The organism is Serratia sp. TSA_105.2, assembly GCF_052692115.1.
In genome coordinates this window covers 1,093,896-1,110,256 of the sequence record NZ_JBQZFT010000001.1, presented here as the reverse complement: position 1 = coordinate 1,110,256, position 16,361 = coordinate 1,093,896, and the positions used below count along the sequence as shown (strand labels likewise).

Below are 16,361 nucleotides of genomic sequence, written 5' to 3'. Positions count from 1 at the left end.
CATGTTCACCTCAGCTCATGCCCAGTGACGCGCCAACGGCGGTGATGGCATCAACAGTGGAGGCCATTGTCGGGTTGGCATGGATGCGGGACTGAATGGCAAGGCCTGCCAGCGTCATGTAACGAATGCCGGCATTGACGCTTTCGCGTATCGCACCGCGGCGCGCGGCGGTCATGGCACCATCTGCAACTGCCTCGGCAGCGACCTTGCCGATTTCTGAGGTGGCATTGAGCACATACGCCGCGACCTTGCCGCTGGATAGCTCATTGATTGGTACGCACGGCTGGCAGTGCAGCTGCGCGAGCATCCCATCGATCAGCGTCGGGTCTTCGGTGAGGTCGGTCAGCGTCAGCAATTCCTCAACCGTCAGACGGTGCGGCTGGTCTGGATTTAACTTGTTACGCAGTACCTGCGCCGACATGCCAGCATCAGCGCTCAACTGCTTGATGTTGTGTTTTGTTGCGAAGCGGCGGCAGGCTTCTTCGAAGTGCGCCTGTTTAGAGACTTGATAATCAAACATGGTTTAGCCCTTCAAAATTCGAATAATCGAATTAACCGCGGATGTAGCGGCATTTGATCGCAACCTGGCGGTTTTTCTCGCGCCACGCTTCGAGGTTGATCAGGGCGTTACCGTGCTTGGTCATCGTGACCTCTTCGATCTCACCGGTCTTCCGGTTCTTTCGGTTCTGCTTCACGGTGGTGGTAGGGGTTGGCGCCAGCAGCACAACGCCGTTGGCGATCCACTTCTCAAGCACGGATGCGCTGATGCCGTTAACGGCAATGAAGTCCTCTTTGGACATGGTCGGAGAGGTGTGCATAGCAACTGCGCGCTGCACTGCTTCCAGAATTGCGCCGCTCAGACCGGGCAGCAGCATGTTTGTAATCTGCGTAGGTGAAAAAGGCGTGGCGGGTGCGGCTTGGGGGTTTGCAATATCATGAGACATAAAGCAATATCTCCGGTTAGTGGTTTGTGTTCTACGGTGTTACATGTGGTGTGTATTCACTATAGATCGCAATTGTGTTCAGTGTAAATGCATTTGCGTGGGCTAATTTACATATGACTGATAAATCAGAAGATTCAGCCGCCATTATTGAGCGCCTTGTTTCATCCTATGGCGTCACTTCGCAGCGAGCGCTGGCCAGCAGCCTTGGTGTTCCTCCCAATAATGTAAGCTCATGGGTCCAGCGCAACAGCGTTCCCGGAAGTGCAGTAATTAAGTGCGCGCTCGATACTGGTGCTGATTTACGTTGGCTAATGACTGGGAAGTTTGAGAATTCGAATTTTGAAGTTGGCAAATCCAAAATGTCTGGTCGAGCCCTTTATGAGCAAATCCAAGCGTCAGGTGGCAAGCCTGTTTTGCGGCGTATGCTGGATGCATATGGGTTCCGCACGCAGAAGGAACTTGGAGATTTCCTAGACATATCAACGGCAACGATCAGTACATGGGTTAGGCGTGAGTATTTCCCAGGTGATGCGGTTGTTGCATGCGCGTTAGATACCGGCGTGTCGTTATTATGGCTGGCGACAGGTCAGGGTAACCCTGGTAATCCAGATGCTGTGTCATATGAGCCTAATTTTGTAACCTTACCCCGAATTTCTATCTCATCTGGAAAGTTAGTAAATGTTGGTAGTTGGCTAGCAGATCCGTCCTTTATTCCTGAAGGCGAAAAGTCTATACGTTTTGTCGAGCGAGGCAATGATGCTTGGCTAATAGCTTTTGATAGAAATACCATAGGTAATGGTAAATGGTTACTTAATATTGATGGTATTCATGATGTATATTCCGTATCACGTATTCCCGGAAATAAAATAAAAGTGACTGGTGAGTCTTCTCAATTCGACTGTTTAGTTGACGATGTTGAATGTGACGGTGAAATAGTTAAAACAATAATGGGTATTTAGGGTTTTTATGAAGCTTCAACTTTCACTTACAGCTATTTGTAATGTTTATATAATGCCAAAAGCTGATGATGTTCAGCAGCAGTCTCCTTTTCAAGGATATATTCTTCCTTTGTTTGATGAGATGCATGTTAATTCACTTGCAAGAACTTTATTATATCCTAGAGATGTTTGTGAGATATTTATGACACCAGCGGAAGTGCTTGATGCCCGTTCGTTGGCGAGGTCAAATAATTCATATTTACTATCTATAGATTCTTTTTCGCAGTTTGCGAAATATTTCGATCAGCCTTTTACAATAATAACTTGTGTGGAAGGGTTTGTAGATGAAATTAAAAGTCTAGTTAAAGATTTTAAATATAGTCCGATATTGGTGACTGATGGCGATAGTGGTGAGTTTAAAACTGCGGAAATTAATAATGCTTATGTATTTGATGATAAGTTATTCAATAAACTTACTGAAGTTTCTAGTGAAACCGGTGAGTATCAAGAGTTATTTTTAGAAATAATCAAAAAAAATAGAAGGGATTTCAGAAACGAAAATAAATACATAGTTGGAGACGCGGTAAGTCACAATATAACGTTACCAGGCGAGGCAGTACTAGTTAGCTGTGGATATGAATTCAAGTCCATAAAAGAAATAGAACCAAGTTTGGAAAGGAAAAATTATGTAGATGAAATGGTTAGGGTTGCAGATTTGATTCTTGAAAAACAAACAAACTCTAAATCTACTAATCAGTCTGATTTGATATTGTATTCCCCATCTATATTTAGTTATTTATATGATCCAGAACATCGCTTTTGGAATAAAATTTATCGTGAGTTATCATCTAGGAAAAAGAAAGAGTTTATTAAAAAAAATGTAATAAGAAATTTAAATTATTCCGGCATGATCTTTCAAGAGGAAGAGCCTAGTAGTGTTGCGGAATATTTTAAAGATAGAGTGTTAGGTAATGTTCTTGCGATAAGAAAATTTGAACTAAGATATACAACGCTGGCCATAGCATTTTTGTCAATAGCAAACAATTGTCCAGCAATTAGATTGCCAAATTCGATAAATTTTTATCCCAAAAAGATGAAGAATCTTGAGACGTTATCAAAGCGAGATGATTTAAAAGGAATTAATTTATTTAAACGTGAGTTTTCAGAAATTATTCATCTTATGAAAGATTCTATAGGTGATGAAATAATTGATTATGTTAATTCAAAATCAAGAATTTTAACATTGTGCTGTGATGTACCTATTGAATGGTTGCCTTTTGATGGGGTTCCATTGATGTTTAGTCATGAGATATCAAGGATTTATGCGACTCCGGGGAATACGCTTTTGAGTAATGCTAGTAACCCGGCGCAAATTGAAGTGACTATAAATGAGTTGCAAAAAGTTCTTGTATTGAGATCTTTCAGAGATAATGATCCTATTAGAGATGATCTAAAAAAACAGATCGTAAATCTACCTGAGTGTGAACTTGATATTGAAATTATTGATGTGAATAGCGAGAGTGAAGTCATAGAATCATTAAATAACTATGATGGATGGATTTTAATTTTTGACTGCCATGGCGGTGATGGAGGCAATGAATCTCATGGTTGGTTGAATATCGGGAATGAAAAAGTTGATACTTGGCTTCTAAAAAATAAAACTAGAATCCCCCCCGTTGTTATATTGAGCGCGTGCTCTACCTCTTCTGTGTGTGGTTCACATGCATCTGTAGCAAACGGATTATTATTTAGCGGGGCGTTGAGTGTTATAGGAACTTTTCTTCCTGTTAACTCAAAAAAATCATCAATATTTGTTTTAAATATTTTATTAAAATTAGCTTTTTTCTTTAAGGAACTATCTAAAAAAGGGTTTGGGGCGACTTCATGGCGAACGCTTATTAGTGTTATAATGAAATTATCATATATAAATGATATACTTGATGGTTTTGAAAGTCAATTATCACTAATAACGCGAAAAGATAGATTTGATATTATAAAGAGAACCACTTCGAAGATTTACTCCATGGAAGATGATTGGTATGAATACCTAATATCAGAAATAAGTAGCAAAACTAATAAGGGTTTTGATGATGTTATTTTGTTAGTTAATGAAAACTTTAGGATTGTAGAAACTATGTATTATCAGCAATTGGGACGACCAGAAAATTTGATCATAAAATTTCAGTGATTTTTGCATGGTAGGAACTGAAAAAAGTACAAGTATCATCATGCTCTCGGTGGCCATTTTATAGCCATAAAAAATTGAATGAAAAATAACTAATTGATACTAAATGAGAAAAAAACATCAGACTCGTATTCGGTCTTTTTTTGTGTGATTGATTTGTAAGGAAATTCTATTTAAGGCACCACCAACAATCCCCGCTCCTCTTTTCGAGTCATAGCCACCAACCCGATCTCCATCCTTATTCCCCACCCGCACATATCGCTAATTTCGCCGCACCAAAAGTCATTACGTCATTTATGGCGCTGATAAGCTCCGGTCATTGCTCCCATTACCGGTTAAACGAAAGTGGCATTATGGGGAATATCAAGGTATTAGGCGTTGTAAAAGGAAACCTGTTTTGAACGATCGGTTGAGTCGGTTGAAGAGGGCGCTGCCCGGCTATCTCGATGCGTGGCGTGAGGGGGTTTTACCCTCTGACTGGGGGCAGGTAGCTAATCCTGAAGTGGTTGCCGCCCTGTTGGCGGAGTGGGAGGCGCTAAGCGAATTGGCGTCGCTGTTCGAAACCGCGACTGAAACCCCTTCCGATCCCGCCGCGTTTTGGCGGGCGCGTGCTGAGCTGATGGCGCAGCGCAATCTCGAACTCAGTGTCCAACTGGCGACGCCAATCCGTTTGCCCGGCGTGCGGGTGGCCTTTTTTGGCTATGTGAAAACGGCGGTGATGGACGCCAGGCAGGTGAAGGCGGCGATTCGTGATGCCGGTTTTATCATTGCGGGCGAAGACCAAAGTGAGAACACGGCTTAACGCGGCTTCTTCTCAAATTTCTCGGCAAAAAAGAACCGCAGCAATTTATGGGTCCACAGCAGGATGGCGCCGACCACCACCAGCGAGATGACGAAATGCGACAGGTTTTTAGGCGCGGCGTAGCCGTGGGTAAAAGAAACCCCGGCGCCGCTGAGCAGCAGGGTGGCGATCCAAAAGCCGAGTAGCAGGCACAAGGTACGGAACAGTTTAAACATTGTTATCACCGAAATGCTGAAAGCGCCGACTGAACGGAAAGACTCAGCCGGTGCTTTGATTAATTAAAACCGCTTAGCGAGAGCAGGTGTTGCCACCCTTGTTGCTATTGTTATTGCAGTTGCTCTTGTTGCCGCCTTGCCCCATGCCGACGTTGCCGCCACCTTTGCTGGCCTCTTTGAAACAGCCGCCGTTAAGCGCGCCCAGCGCCAGACCGCCAAGCCCCCCTAGTGAGCCGGTGATGATGCCGTTAATGCAGTCCGGGGAGGTGTGTTTCTGGTACATATTGCCGTCCGACGATTTACCGCCCCCGTTCTTGTTGCCGCCGTTGTTATTGACGCGTCCGCTGCTACCGCGGTTGTCGGCAAAGTTACCGGCGCCGGCGATCAGGTGGAAGTATTTGGCCTCGATCTCTTGCATAAAATTCCCTCTTTATCGATACGGTTAAATGGCGTAAAGCTTGCGCAAGCCAGCTGTTTTTAACAGAAAAAACAGTGGGGGTAATTACCGGTTCGGATAAGAACAGGGAATTTATTTAAAAGTATTTTTCAGGCTTATGAGAGTGATGGTGAATGATGTTCTCGACGAGAGGGTAACGCGAGCCACCCGGGCCTTTGCAACGAATGGCCTTTCTGCGGCGCGCAGCAAGGTTCAATTCACCCGGCCAATTTGTTAGGATCGTCTGACCTACATGACTATTGGTGCAGTACATTGAAAATTAAAGCGTTGTTATTTGTTGCGTTGGCCGCGCTGGCCGGCTGCAGCCAGGAGGGAACCTCGATGAATCAGCCCGCAAACGAGAAAGGCGGCCAAACGGAAGTGTTGCTGGTGAACAGCGCGCTGGTGGACTGCGTGGGCGTCGGCCCGATGAAGTGCATGCAGGTGCGCCGCTCCGCGCAGCAGCCGTGGGAGTTGTTCTATACCGGCATTGAGGGTTTCACCTTCGAACCGGGTTATCAGTATCGGCTGAAAGTGCTTGTTACCCCGGTGGAGAACGTGCCGGCCGATGCCTCATCGCTGCGTTATACGCTGATTGAGCAGCTGGAAAAGAACAAGGCGTAATGGATCTACCTTGTCACCACCAAATGGCGTTTCATTTGGTGGTGACGACTTCAGGAAAGTTTGTCTTTTTTCTTTCTTCTGGAGGATTCGAAAGTGGCGAAGGCATGTGAAAGAGCAAACCCCAACGCACAGTAGCGTAGAGGCCAATTTTCTTTGGTCCATGTTTCAGAGTCAGCAATAAACATCGCGTTGCCGTTGGCAAAAAGGGTAAATTGCCAGCAAAGGATTAAAAAACATATCGTAACCAGAACGACATAACCCTTGGAACCCAGAGGCGGTCTGAAGGCGTATTTCACGGCTAGACAGGCCGCGGCAGCGAGAGTAGAAAGAATATGATATAAAGTTGGTTCCATCACTGTTCCTGGCTGCCTTTATAAATGGAATTAAGGGTTGAGACATCTGCGCCACCTTCAAGCATCAAGCTGGTTCTTCCCATGTTTCTCCAACCGCGAATATAGTCTGTATTGATGTAGCGAAATAATCGCCAGGCTTCTGGTTTCAGCGACAGTTTTAGTAAACCATAGCCTGATAACAGTAAGTCTACGCCACCTAACGCCATGTCTGCTGCTGAATGGGAATAGCCTAGCGTTGAAGCCGCAGAACGGTACATCATTCGGCCTGGACCAATAGTATTCTTGCCAAATAACAGCGTATAACCGTTTTCGTAGACATTATTGATGCCATTGATTAAAAGTAACGTTCCTGGAATGGCTCCGACGCCAGTCCAATCCAAGCCCACGCCGAGTAAAATTTGTGCTATTCCCGAGAGGAAGCCAACGCCGGCTAACACGTAGGTCACTACGGCGTCATGACTGACTTTCTTTCTCATTACGGCATAAGGTGTCACGGCGTCAGTTCGCAATAAGCGATCTTGCTAAGAAAGCGATTGATATTCTTGCTTCATTTCTCTCATTGCAATATTCGCCGCTTCACCTACTTGTTGGCATTTTTGCAATTTATCATTCAAAAGCAGTGCATCTCATGTCTGAAGGCATTACCGACTGTCCGATCTTTTAAAAAGTTCCTATTAACGCGCTCTGAGAGTTCTAAAAGCATACGTCCTTGTTGACGAGCCATCGTTTGCGAGTAGGTATTTAAACGTTCCTTTAGTAACAGTGGATTATCCATTTTTCTTTGTTCCTCCCTGGATTTCGACCGAAAAACAGCCACACCATAACGCAACGCCAGAAGCATGATCAACTTTTGCTGATTTTAAGAGGGAAGGCTTGAACGCGCTGAGGGTGCGAAGCGTGGCGCGTGGAGGCATCACGATGCGGAGTTGGGCAACCCTGATCCCTCGACTAAACTGGTCTGTTCACTGCGCTTGTTTTCGCACTTTCTTAAGTATATCGAGAAAATCAGGTATATTGTCCTTCGGTTTTTAGCTACCAAGAAAAAATTACTATGATTATCAAACCTAAAATTCGTGGTTTTATCTGCACCACCGCTCACCCGGCAGGCTGTGAAGCCAACGTCCGTGAGCAAATCGCCTACGTTAAGTCGCGCGGCGAACTGAAAAACGGGCCTAAAAAGGTGCTGGTCATTGGTGCATCCACCGGTTACGGTCTGGCCTCGCGCATCAATGCCGCTTTCGGCAGCGGTGCGGCCACCATCGGCGTATTTTTCGAGAAGCCTGGCAGCGAAGGCAAAACCGGTTCCGCCGGTTGGTACAACTCCGCCGGTTTCGACAAGGCAGCTAAAGAAGAAGGCCTGTACGCGAAAAGCATCAACGGCGACGCATTCTCCAACGAGTGCCGTCAGACCGTGATCGATCTGATCAAAAAAGATCTGGGTCAGGTTGACCTGGTGGTTTACTCGCTGGCTTCGCCGGTGCGTAAGATGCCGGAAACCGGCGAAGTGGTACGTTCCGCACTGAAGCCGATCGGCGAGCCGTACAAATCCGTCGCGCTGGACACCAACAAAGACGTGCTGGTTGAAGCCGTGGTCGAGCCGGCCAACGAGCAAGAAATCGCCGACACCGTGAAGGTGATGGGCGGCCAGGACTGGCAGCTGTGGATGGACGCGCTGGACGAAGCGGGCGTGCTGGCGGATAACGCGCAGTCTGTCGCTTACTCCTACATCGGTACCGATCTGACCTGGCCAATCTACTGGCACGGTACGCTGGGCAAGGCGAAAGAAGATCTGGATCGCGCGGCGCACGCCATCAACCAGAAACTGCAGGCCAAAGGCGGCGCGGCTTACGTTGCGGTGCTCAAGTCGGTGGTGACTCAGGCTTCCTCCGCCATTCCGGTGATGCCGCTGTATATCTCCATCGTGTTCAAGATCATGAAGGAGCAGGGCATTCACGAAGGCTGCATCGAGCAGATCCAGCGTCTGTTCGCCACCAAGCTGTACAGCGGCGCTGCGCCGGACACCGACGAGAAACACCGTCTGCGTCTGGATGACTGGGAACTGCGCGACGCCGTGCAGGAAACCTGCCGTGAAATCTGGCAGCAGCTGAACGACAGCAACATCAACGAACTGACCGATTACCAGGGCTACAAGGCGGAATTCCTGCGCCTGTTCGGCTTTGGTCTGCAGGGCGTTGACTACGACGCCGATCTGAGCGGCGAAGCCAACTTCGATGTGATCGAGCTGGTCTAAGCGCGTCGAGCGGTCAAACAAGGTCGGGTTAGCCCGGCCTTTTTTATTGCCTGCGAATTATCGGGTGGCTAAGCGAAAATGTTTATTTTGGGTTAACAGACGAACCTGGTGATTAACATCGGCAGTCGGATGGTGAAATAACGGCGGTTATTAAACTAAAGAAAGTCATTTTTTTATTTACCCTTGCTGCCGGCTGCGGGTATTTTATTTCCTTTAAGGAGAAAACGATGACATGGCGTTTTTGGGCACCGGTACCGTTATTGTTGTTGAGCGCTTGCAGCGCGATTCAGCCGACGTCGACGTCCCCAGACTGGTCTCAGCCGCAGCCTGCCACGCGAGAGCAGCGGCAGCGCATCATGGCGGGTGAGTCCGCCTCCTCGGTATTGCACGAAGGAAATGTCGGCATTGGCGGCACCTTCGATGGGTCAAAAATATTCGATCGTTAAGCCGCTAAATATATTCAGCCAAATTAATGTGCGCATTCTGCCGATATTGTCGGAGGGTTTACCTTTCCTGCGTTATTCTGCCGTGGCCTGACTATTCATTGCGTTAGCAGACAATTCGTTTTCCTTATAGGGAACCGCCGGTTTATTTCGGTGTAATCAAAGGAGTTGCCCATGGCGAAGGACATGGCCGCGATCTTTCTCTTGCTGTTGCTGCCGTTAAGCCAAAGCGCCGGCGCGGCGCGCTACGACAGGCAATGTGAAGGCGTGTCGCCGGTGCTGTTTCAAAAGCGGCTGAAAGCGCTGGCGCAGGATCTGCGGCAGGAAATGAGCGAGGAAGCGCCGCCGGCAGAGCGCGATGCGGAAGAGCTGGCGCGGCTGGCGGAGTGCGGTATCGAGCCCGGCAAAGCGCCCGTCACCGGCGGGCAGCGCGCGCCCCGTTCAGAGGAAAAGTCGGCGGCATCGCCGAACGGTTGCTGAGCCGGCGTGCGCACAGAGTAAAACGATGTAAAAGGAGTCATTGATGAAAAGGATAGTGTTGGCCGGCGCGGCCTTGTGTTGCACCAGCTTCGCGCAGGCGCGGGTAGATTTGGAATACCATGCTGCGGCGCCGAAGGACAGCAAGGTCACCGAGGAGTACCAGAAAAAGCGCGAAGCATTGCGCCACAAGGTGTGGAATGTCGATAACCTGACGCTGGCCAACGAGCAGGCGATTGCATGGGAACAGCAGCGCGAGGCGGCAGAGACCGCCGAGCGGCAGCAGCGGAACCTGGAGCAGCAGCAGAAAAAGCAGCGCTGCCTGCGGAGACACTCGAAAGATCCTCATCCCGAGGCGAAGTGTTACATGCACAGCTTCTAACATTAACCGTCCGGGCGCCATCAGCGCCCGGCGTCGTTTAGGCCGGGCGGCAATGCTCTTTCAGCATGGCGATCGCGTCCGGTTTCAGCTGATACAGATAGACCGGGCGGCCGGTGGCGCCGTACAGAATACGGGTGCCGAGAATGCCGCTCTCCGCCAGATAGATGAGGTACTTGCGGCAGGATACCCGCGAAATGCCGATGGCGTTGGCCAGGTTGTCGGTGGAGAATTCGCTGTCGTGCTGCTGTTCGATCCACTCGCACACCGTGCTCAGGGTGATGCTGGTCAGCCCCTTCGGCAGCTTTTTGCTCTCCTGGCCGCCGGGCTGGCGGCGCAGCAGGCTGTCGACGTCGGCCTGCGAAAACTCGCGCTGCGCCAAGAGTTGCGACTGCTGCCGGTAGTGGCTCAGCGCCTCCTTGAAGCGGCTGAACTGGAACGGTTTGATCAGATAATCCACCACGCCGTAGTGCAGCGCCTTTTGCACCGTGTTCACGTCGCTGGCGGAGGAGATGATGATCACATCCGTCTTCTCGCCCAGCTCGCGCAGGCCGGGCAGCAGATCCAGCCCGTTCTCCTGCTGCATGTAGATATCCAGCAACACCAGATCGATGCTGACGCTGGTGTCGGCCAGCAGGGCACGCGCCTGGCTCAGAGTGGCGACCGTCGCCTGGCAGTGAAAACCGCCGACCTGGCTCAGGTAGTATTTGTTCAGCTCCGCCACCATCGGGTCGTCGTCGACAATCAGTACGTTAATCATGGGCTCTGCTCTTGGCCTGATAGGGAAGGTGCACGAAAAATTGGGTCAGCTCATCCGGTTCGGATTCGAAATCGATGCTGCCCCCCAGCTTCTCCAGATGGCTGCGGATCAGCGCCAGGCCGATGCCGCGTCCCGTTCCCTTGGTGGAAAATCCGTGTTCGAAGATGCGTGCGCCGATCGCCGGATCGATGCCGGGGCCGTCGTCGCTAACGATACAGTGTAATTGATCGTCGTGGTGATGGAAGCTCAGGCCGATCTCGTGCCCCTCAACGCCGTCGATGGCGTCGATGGCGTTTTCGATCAGGTTGCCGAGCACGCTGATCAGCACGTGCGTGGTTTCCGCGTCGTCGGTTTCCGGCAGCAGGCTGGTTTCCTCGATGGTCAGCTCAACGCCGGCTTCGTGGGCGCGGCTGATCTTGCCGATGAAGAAGCCCGCCACTTCCGGCGAGTGGATCTTGCGCAGCAGCGCACCGATCTCTTCCTGGTAGTTGCTCGCGGTGTTGATGATGTAGTTTTCCAACTGCTGGTAGGCCTTCATATGCAGCATGCCGAGTATCACGTGCAGCTTGTTCATAAATTCGTGCGACTGCACCCGCAGCGCGTCAGCGTAGTGCGCCATGCCACTCAGGCGCTGCAGCAGGCGGCTGACCTCAGTCTTGTCGCGGAAGGTGGCGATGGCGCCGGTCACCTGGCCGTTGACGATCACCGGCACGGTATTGGTCAGCAGTTCGCTGCCGTTGAAGCTGATCTGCCGATCGCGCAGCGGTTCGCCGCTGGCCAGCACCTCCGCCAGATGCAGCTGCGCCGGCCAATGCTTGCTGGCGGCTTCCAGCAGCAGGTTTTCCACCGGGCCGCTCTGGCGCAGCAGGCGCTTGGCCTCGTCGTTGACGATGGTGATGCGGGATTCATTATCGACCGCGATCACACCTTCTTTAATCGATTGCAGCATGGCGTTGCGCTGTTCGAACAGGTTGGAGATTTCGTAAGGCTCGAAACCCAGCATGATGCGTTTGAGCGCGGAGACCAGGAAGAAGGTGCCCAGGCTGCCGACCAGGGCGGCGAAGGCAATGGTCCAATAGATGATCCAGCGGCTTTCCGCCACCACCCGCTGCACGGTGTCCAGCGCGATGCCGAGCGCCACCACGCCGATTTGCTGTTTCTGCGCGTCATACACCGGCACGAACACCCGCAGCGCCGGGGCCAGCGTGCCGCGGTTGATGGCGCTGTTGACGTTGCCTTGCAGCGCGGGCGCCAGATCGTCGCCGATAAAATGTTTGCCGATCAGCCAGGGTTTGGGGTGCGAATAGCGGATGCCCTGCATATCCACCACCACCACGAACAGCAGCTCGTTTTGATGGCGCACCTGCTCGGCGAAGCGCTGAATGGCGCCGCTTTGGTCGCGCCGCTGCAGGCCGTCGACCACGGTGCTGGAGAGTGCCAGCGTATTGGCGACGGCGATGGCTTTTTGCTGCAGCTGATCTTGCCCCTCGCGGCTCATCTGCACGAAAAACAGCGCGAACACCACCAGCAGCACCGAAGCGATGATGGCGGACACCATCAGCGTGATGGAGGTGCTCAGCTTGAGCGGCACCCGTTGTTTTGGCATGGCGGTTCTCCGAATGGCGATATCACGGCGTATTCTAGCGAGGAATGAGGCAAGCTGCAGTTACCGGCAGCAGGTTATAGCATGCTGCCGGGGGAGCAAGGGGTTATTTTAGTTACAAAAGCGGGTCACTGCTGGTGGTAGATCTCCAGCGCCTGTTGGCCGCTGGCGCCCTGATGGATGATTGCCATCAACGCGCGCACTACCTGCGACGGATTGCTGTGTTGATAGACGTTGCGGCCGTAGACCATGCCGGAGGCACCCTGGGCCATCAGCGCGGCGGATTTCTCCAGCACCGGCCCCAGTTCCCCCTTGCCGCCGCCGCGCACCAGCGTCGGGCAGCGCGCCGCTTCCACCACGCGGTGGAAGTCTTCCACCCGTTCGGTCGGGTCGGCCTTGATGATGTCGGCGCCCAGTTCGCGCGCCAGCCGCACCAGCGGCACGATCTTCTCCACGTCCCCCAGCGAACCGTAGGCGGCGCCCTGGCCGGCCGGGGCCATCACCAGCGGTTCGATCATCAGCGGCATGGCGTATTGGTCGCAGGCGTGGCGCAGGCGGCCGATGTTCTCCACGCACTGGCGGAAAATGCCGGGCTCATCCGGGATCATATACAGATTGACCACCACCGCGGCGGCGTCCATTTGCAGCGCTGCGAGGATCGGCGCCTCCGGGTTGTGCAGCACCGCCCACATTTCGCGGTGGCGCGCGGCGTTATAGGCGTTGCCGACGTCGGTACGCATCACCAGCGCCGGTTTTTCGCGCTGCGGCGCGCGCTGCAGCAGATCCGCCTGGCCGTAGTTGACCTGAATGGCGTCTGGGCGCGCGGCGATCAGGTTGCCCATCACCCGTTCGATATCTTCCAGACCGATTAAGAAATCCGGTTCGTTGGCGATGCCGTGATCGATCGCCACGTCCAGGCACTTGCCGTTGTTGAACAGGCGGTTCATCCGCACCTTACTGCTGAGCTGCATGTCAGGTCCTCCTGAGATAGGGATATGTCCATTATTGCCGAGTAAGGATGGTCGGGAAACGCGGAAACCGCAAACTGCGTGGCCGCTCGCAGTTTTTGCCGGCGCACGAAAGGGGAACGCTCGCCGGCGGCTTTCATTTCATTTGTTAGATCCGTGTCATGTTTTTGTTAATAAGCCATTCCAAAATGCATGTTTCGCTTGTTTGGGTTAAAAAGTTTCAATAATCTAAATTATGAAATAAACATTTAATAAAACGGTGAGGACGCCGTTTTCTGTGCCAGGGGTTTATTTCAATTGTTTGTTTTTAATCTGTTTTGAGATATCGATCACCATTTTTTCTACGGCCTTAATACGGCGATTACACGGTAAATTCGCCGTATCAAAGGGATAACACCGACCGTAATGTTGTTTGAATGTAAAAAATATTTTTCATTAGCTGTCAACCAACAGACCTCTTCATTCTAACGATTAAAGGGTAACGAACATGAAGCTGAAGAAACTGATCGCCGCCTCGGTACTGATGTGTATGCTGCCGGCCAGCGTGTTGGCGAAAGACATCAAGATCGGCGTTTCCATGGCTTACTTCGATGACAACTTCCTCACCATTCTGCGCCAGTCGATGCAAAACAAAATGAAGGCCGACGGCAACGTCAGCGGCCAGTTCGAAGACGCCAAGGGCGACATCGCGCAGCAAATTCAACAAATCGAAAACTTCGTCAGCCAGGGTGTCGACGCCATCATCCTGAATCCGGTGGATACCCAGGGCGTCAAGCCGATGATTAAGCTGGCCGAGAAGGCCAAGATCCCGCTGGTGTTCGTCAACCGCAAGCCGGAAGTGGCGCTGCCGGCCGGCATGGCCTACGTCGGCTCCGACTCCAAGCTGGCCGGCAAGCTGCAGATGGAGGCGCTGGCCAAGCTGATGAACGGCAAGGGCAACGTAATGATCCTGATGGGCGAGCTGTCGAGTGAAGCCACGCGCGACCGCACCCGCGGTGTGGAAGAGGTGGCGGCCAACTATCCCGGCATCAAAATAGTCGACAAGCAAACCGCCAAGTTCTTCCGCAAAGAGGCGGTGGACGTTACCACCGACTGGATTTTGTCCGGCCAGCAGATCGACGCCATCGCCTCCAACAACGACGAAATGGCCATCGGCGCTATTTTGGCGCTGAAGCAGGCCAAGAAATCCGGCGTGCTGGTGGCCGGCGTTGACGGCACGCCGGACGCGCTGGAGTTCATCAAGAAGGGCGATCTGGCGCTGAGCGTATTCCAGGACGCCAAAGGCCAGGGCGAAGGCGCGGTGCAGACCGCCGTTCAACTGGTGAAAGGCGAGAAAGTGGAGAGCAACGTGCTGATCCCTTACCAACTGATCACCCAGGCCAATTACCAGCAATTCGCCGATAAAAACAAGAAATAAGCCGTGAAGCCCGCCGCGGGCGCCGGTGTGGGGCGAGCGCGGCGGAAAACGTGGGTCAGTGCGGAGGTAAGCGGTATGTACCCTTATGTTCTTGAGGCCGAAGGCATCAGCAAGCAGTTCCCCGGTGTCAAAGCGCTGGATAAGGTCTCGATTAAAATCAAACCCGGCAGCGTGCACGCGCTGATGGGGGAAAACGGCGCGGGCAAATCGACGCTGATGAAATGCCTGATCGGCATCTACCACCCGGACGAAGGCTCGATCAAAATCAAAGGCCGGCCGGTCACCTTCAGCGACACGCTGCAGGCGCTGCATTCGGGCATTTCCATGATCCACCAGGAGCTGAACCTGGTGCCCTACATGACGGTGGCGGAAAACATCTGGCTGGGGCGCGAGCCGGCGCGGCTGGGGTTCGTTAACCACGAACAGCTGAACGAACAGACCCGCGAACTGCTGGCGCGGCTGAACATCAAACTGCAGCCGGAGACGCTGGTGGGTGAGCTGAGCATCGCCAACCAACAGATGGTGGAGATCGCCAAGGCGGTATCCTACAACGCCGACGTGCTGATCATGGATGAACCGACCTCGGCGCTGACCGAAGGCGAAGTGGTGCACCTGTTCGCCATCATTCGCGAGCTGCGCGAGCAGGGCAAAGGCATCATCTATATCAGCCACAAGATGGATGAGATCTTCGCCATCACCGACGAAGTGAGCATTTTCCGCGACGGCACCTTCATCGCCTGCGACAAAACCGAAAACCTGACCAAACAGTCGCTGATCACCATGATGGTGGGGCGCGAACTGACGCAGATGTTCCCCAAATTCAACAACAATATCGGCGAGGAAGTGCTGCGGGTGGCGGGGTTGCGCCGCAGCGGCTGGTTCCACGACGTGTCATTCAGCGTCAAGCGCGGCGAGATCCTCGGCGTCGCCGGGCTGGTGGGCGCCGGGCGCAGTGAAGTGATGGAAAGCCTGTTCGGCATGCACCCGGCGGACGGCGGCGAGATCTTTATCGAAGGCCAGGCGGTGAAGGTGGATTCCCCGGCGAAGGCGATCGAAAGCGGGTTGGCGTTTCTCACCGAAGACCGCAAGAAATCCGGTCTGTTTCTGGTGTTGTCGGTGGTCGAGAACATGAGCATCGTCAACCTGTCGGAATACATCGGCAAGAACGGTTTCGTCAGCCACGTGCAGATGGCCAAAGACTGCATGGATCAGATTAAAAAGCTCAACATCAAAACGCCGACTATGGATCAGATCATCAATAACCTCAGCGGCGGCAACCAGCAGAAGGTCTTGATCGCGCGCTGGCTGCTGGCGCAGCCGAAAATCCTGATCCTCGACGAACCGACGCGCGGCATCGACGTGGGGGCGAAAGCGGAAATCTACCGCCTGATCAGCGAGCTGGCCAACCGCGGCGTCGCCATCATTCTGGTCTCCTCCGAGCTGCCGGAGATCCTCGGCATGAGCGATCGGGTGATGGTGATGCACGGCGGCCGCATCACCGGCATTTTGGACAAAGACGACGCGGACCAGGAGAAGATCCTGGCGCTGGCCTCAGAATAACGAAGG

The 16,361-nt window shown here is 52.3% G+C and carries 19 protein-coding genes; 10 read left to right on the top strand and 9 right to left on the bottom strand.

The window, feature by feature from the left end:
- Positions 1-10: 10 nt before the first annotated feature.
- Complete coding sequence (locus tag ACUTSC_RS05115) at positions 11-520, bottom strand: phage regulatory CII family protein (protein ID WP_445653126.1); 510 nt, start codon at positions 518-520, stop codon at positions 11-13.
- Between the two features lie 31 nt (positions 521-551).
- The gene (locus ACUTSC_RS05110) at positions 552-944 is read right to left on the bottom strand and encodes a hypothetical protein (RefSeq protein WP_445653125.1); all 393 of its coding nucleotides are present in this window, start codon (positions 942-944) and stop codon (positions 552-554) included.
- Between the two features lie 113 nt (positions 945-1,057).
- On the opposite strand from ACUTSC_RS05110, the gene ACUTSC_RS05105 reads away from it, so the two are divergent.
- From ACUTSC_RS05105 to ACUTSC_RS05095, 3 genes are all read left to right on the top strand, one after another.
- The gene (locus ACUTSC_RS05105; protein WP_445653124.1) at positions 1,058-1,903 is read left to right on the top strand and encodes a phage repressor protein CI; all 846 of its coding nucleotides are present in this window, start codon (positions 1,058-1,060) and stop codon (positions 1,901-1,903) included.
- A gap of 7 nt (positions 1,904-1,910) precedes the next feature.
- Positions 1,911-4,070: a hypothetical protein gene (locus ACUTSC_RS05100; RefSeq protein WP_445653123.1), complete on the top strand. Its 2,160-nt coding sequence runs from the start codon at positions 1,911-1,913 to the stop codon at positions 4,068-4,070.
- A gap of 394 nt (positions 4,071-4,464) precedes the next feature.
- Complete coding sequence (locus ACUTSC_RS05095) at positions 4,465-4,869, top strand: hypothetical protein (RefSeq protein ID WP_197767620.1); 405 nt, start codon at positions 4,465-4,467, stop codon at positions 4,867-4,869.
- On the opposite strand, the gene ACUTSC_RS05090 is transcribed toward ACUTSC_RS05095, so the two are convergent.
- Together ACUTSC_RS05090 and ACUTSC_RS05085 are read right to left on the bottom strand one after the other, a co-directional pair.
- The gene (locus ACUTSC_RS05090; protein ID WP_130017910.1) at positions 4,866-5,084 is read right to left on the bottom strand and encodes a hypothetical protein; all 219 of its coding nucleotides are present in this window, start codon (positions 5,082-5,084) and stop codon (positions 4,866-4,868) included. The genes ACUTSC_RS05095 and ACUTSC_RS05090 overlap by 4 nt on opposite strands.
- Positions 5,085-5,157: 73 nt before the next feature.
- Entirely contained in the window at positions 5,158-5,502 is a 345-nt protein-coding gene (locus ACUTSC_RS05085) for a hypothetical protein (protein ID WP_070914786.1), read from the bottom strand.
- A 291-nt stretch (positions 5,503-5,793) separates the two neighbouring features.
- Here ACUTSC_RS05085 and ACUTSC_RS05080 point away from each other — a divergent pair, with 291 nt between their 5' ends.
- Entirely contained in the window at positions 5,794-6,144 is a 351-nt protein-coding gene (locus ACUTSC_RS05080; RefSeq protein ID WP_025302454.1) for a DUF4377 domain-containing protein, read from the top strand.
- Between the two features lie 50 nt (positions 6,145-6,194).
- Here the strand turns inward: ACUTSC_RS05080 and ACUTSC_RS05075 are convergent, their stop codons facing one another.
- Positions 6,195-6,497, bottom strand: a complete 303-nt coding sequence (locus tag ACUTSC_RS05075; RefSeq protein ID WP_197767621.1) for a hypothetical protein — start codon at positions 6,495-6,497, stop codon at positions 6,195-6,197.
- Positions 6,497-7,006, bottom strand: coding sequence for a DUF4225 domain-containing protein (locus ACUTSC_RS05070; protein ID WP_197767622.1), 510 nt, complete (start codon positions 7,004-7,006; stop codon positions 6,497-6,499). Before ACUTSC_RS05070 ends, ACUTSC_RS05075 begins: the two co-directional genes overlap by 1 nt.
- A 542-nt stretch (positions 7,007-7,548) precedes the next feature.
- Here ACUTSC_RS05070 and fabV point away from each other — a divergent pair.
- The 4 genes from fabV (at position 7,549) to ACUTSC_RS05050 (ending at position 10,050) form a co-directional block, all read left to right on the top strand.
- Positions 7,549-8,748, top strand: a complete 1,200-nt coding sequence (gene fabV, locus ACUTSC_RS05065) for an enoyl-ACP reductase FabV (protein WP_047727768.1) — start codon at positions 7,549-7,551, stop codon at positions 8,746-8,748.
- A gap of 227 nt (positions 8,749-8,975) precedes the next feature.
- Positions 8,976-9,194: a hypothetical protein gene (locus tag ACUTSC_RS05060; protein WP_142109717.1), complete on the top strand. Its 219-nt coding sequence runs from the start codon at positions 8,976-8,978 to the stop codon at positions 9,192-9,194.
- Positions 9,195-9,365: 171 nt separating this feature from the next.
- A complete protein-coding gene (locus tag ACUTSC_RS05055) occupies positions 9,366-9,671 on the top strand; it encodes a hypothetical protein (protein ID WP_197767623.1) in 306 nt (101 codons plus the stop codon).
- Between the two features lie 43 nt (positions 9,672-9,714).
- Positions 9,715-10,050: a hypothetical protein gene (locus ACUTSC_RS05050; protein WP_197772921.1), complete on the top strand. Its 336-nt coding sequence runs from the start codon at positions 9,715-9,717 to the stop codon at positions 10,048-10,050.
- Positions 10,051-10,087: 37 nt separating this feature from the next.
- On the opposite strand, the gene dcuR is transcribed toward ACUTSC_RS05050, so the two are convergent.
- From dcuR to ACUTSC_RS05035, 3 genes are all read right to left on the bottom strand, one after another.
- Positions 10,088-10,807: a two-component system response regulator DcuR gene (gene dcuR / locus ACUTSC_RS05045; RefSeq protein WP_156865502.1), complete on the bottom strand. Its 720-nt coding sequence runs from the start codon at positions 10,805-10,807 to the stop codon at positions 10,088-10,090.
- Positions 10,800-12,413, bottom strand: a complete 1,614-nt coding sequence (locus ACUTSC_RS05040) for a DcuS/MalK family sensor histidine kinase (RefSeq protein WP_197767625.1) — start codon at positions 12,411-12,413, stop codon at positions 10,800-10,802. The genes dcuR and ACUTSC_RS05040 overlap by 8 nt, the downstream gene beginning before the upstream one ends.
- A 125-nt stretch (positions 12,414-12,538) precedes the next feature.
- A complete protein-coding gene (locus ACUTSC_RS05035; RefSeq protein ID WP_047727766.1) occupies positions 12,539-13,381 on the bottom strand; it encodes a class I fructose-bisphosphate aldolase in 843 nt (280 codons plus the stop codon).
- 484 nt (positions 13,382-13,865) lie between these two features.
- Here ACUTSC_RS05035 and ACUTSC_RS05030 point away from each other — a divergent pair, with 484 nt between their 5' ends.
- Positions 13,866-14,795: a sugar ABC transporter substrate-binding protein gene (locus ACUTSC_RS05030; RefSeq protein ID WP_033642730.1), complete on the top strand. Its 930-nt coding sequence runs from the start codon at positions 13,866-13,868 to the stop codon at positions 14,793-14,795.
- 75 nt (positions 14,796-14,870) lie between these two features.
- A complete protein-coding gene (locus ACUTSC_RS05025; protein ID WP_049202519.1) occupies positions 14,871-16,355 on the top strand; it encodes a sugar ABC transporter ATP-binding protein in 1,485 nt (494 codons plus the stop codon).
- The last annotated feature ends 6 nt before the right edge of the window (positions 16,356-16,361 follow it).

What these genes read in the sequence shown, in the direction of transcription:
- ACUTSC_RS05115 (WP_445653126.1), bottom strand. Translation starts at nt 520, where the DNA reads ATGTTTGATTATCAAGTCTCTAAACAGGCGCACTTCGAAGAAGCCTGC.
- ACUTSC_RS05110 (WP_445653125.1), bottom strand. Translation starts at nt 944, where the DNA reads ATGTCTCATGATATTGCAAACCCCCAAGCCGCACCCGCCACGCCTTTT.
- ACUTSC_RS05105 (WP_445653124.1), top strand. Translation starts at nt 1,058, where the DNA reads ATGACTGATAAATCAGAAGATTCAGCCGCCATTATTGAGCGCCTTGTT.
- ACUTSC_RS05100 (WP_445653123.1), top strand. Translation starts at nt 1,911, where the DNA reads ATGAAGCTTCAACTTTCACTTACAGCTATTTGTAATGTTTATATAATG.
- ACUTSC_RS05090 (WP_130017910.1), bottom strand. Translation starts at nt 5,084, where the DNA reads ATGTTTAAACTGTTCCGTACCTTGTGCCTGCTACTCGGCTTTTGGATC.
- ACUTSC_RS05085 (WP_070914786.1), bottom strand. Translation starts at nt 5,502, where the DNA reads ATGCAAGAGATCGAGGCCAAATACTTCCACCTGATCGCCGGCGCCGGT.
- ACUTSC_RS05075 (WP_197767621.1), bottom strand. Translation starts at nt 6,497, where the DNA reads ATGGAACCAACTTTATATCATATTCTTTCTACTCTCGCTGCCGCGGCC.
- fabV (WP_047727768.1), top strand. Translation starts at nt 7,549, where the DNA reads ATGATTATCAAACCTAAAATTCGTGGTTTTATCTGCACCACCGCTCAC.
- ACUTSC_RS05060 (WP_142109717.1), top strand. Translation starts at nt 8,976, where the DNA reads ATGACATGGCGTTTTTGGGCACCGGTACCGTTATTGTTGTTGAGCGCT.
- ACUTSC_RS05055 (WP_197767623.1), top strand. Translation starts at nt 9,366, where the DNA reads ATGGCGAAGGACATGGCCGCGATCTTTCTCTTGCTGTTGCTGCCGTTA.
- ACUTSC_RS05050 (WP_197772921.1), top strand. Translation starts at nt 9,715, where the DNA reads ATGAAAAGGATAGTGTTGGCCGGCGCGGCCTTGTGTTGCACCAGCTTC.
- dcuR (WP_156865502.1), bottom strand. Translation starts at nt 10,807, where the DNA reads ATGATTAACGTACTGATTGTCGACGACGACCCGATGGTGGCGGAGCTG.
- ACUTSC_RS05040 (WP_197767625.1), bottom strand. Translation starts at nt 12,413, where the DNA reads ATGCCAAAACAACGGGTGCCGCTCAAGCTGAGCACCTCCATCACGCTG.
- ACUTSC_RS05035 (WP_047727766.1), bottom strand. Translation starts at nt 13,381, where the DNA reads ATGCAGCTCAGCAGTAAGGTGCGGATGAACCGCCTGTTCAACAACGGC.
- ACUTSC_RS05030 (WP_033642730.1), top strand. Translation starts at nt 13,866, where the DNA reads ATGAAGCTGAAGAAACTGATCGCCGCCTCGGTACTGATGTGTATGCTG.
- ACUTSC_RS05025 (WP_049202519.1), top strand. Translation starts at nt 14,871, where the DNA reads ATGTACCCTTATGTTCTTGAGGCCGAAGGCATCAGCAAGCAGTTCCCC.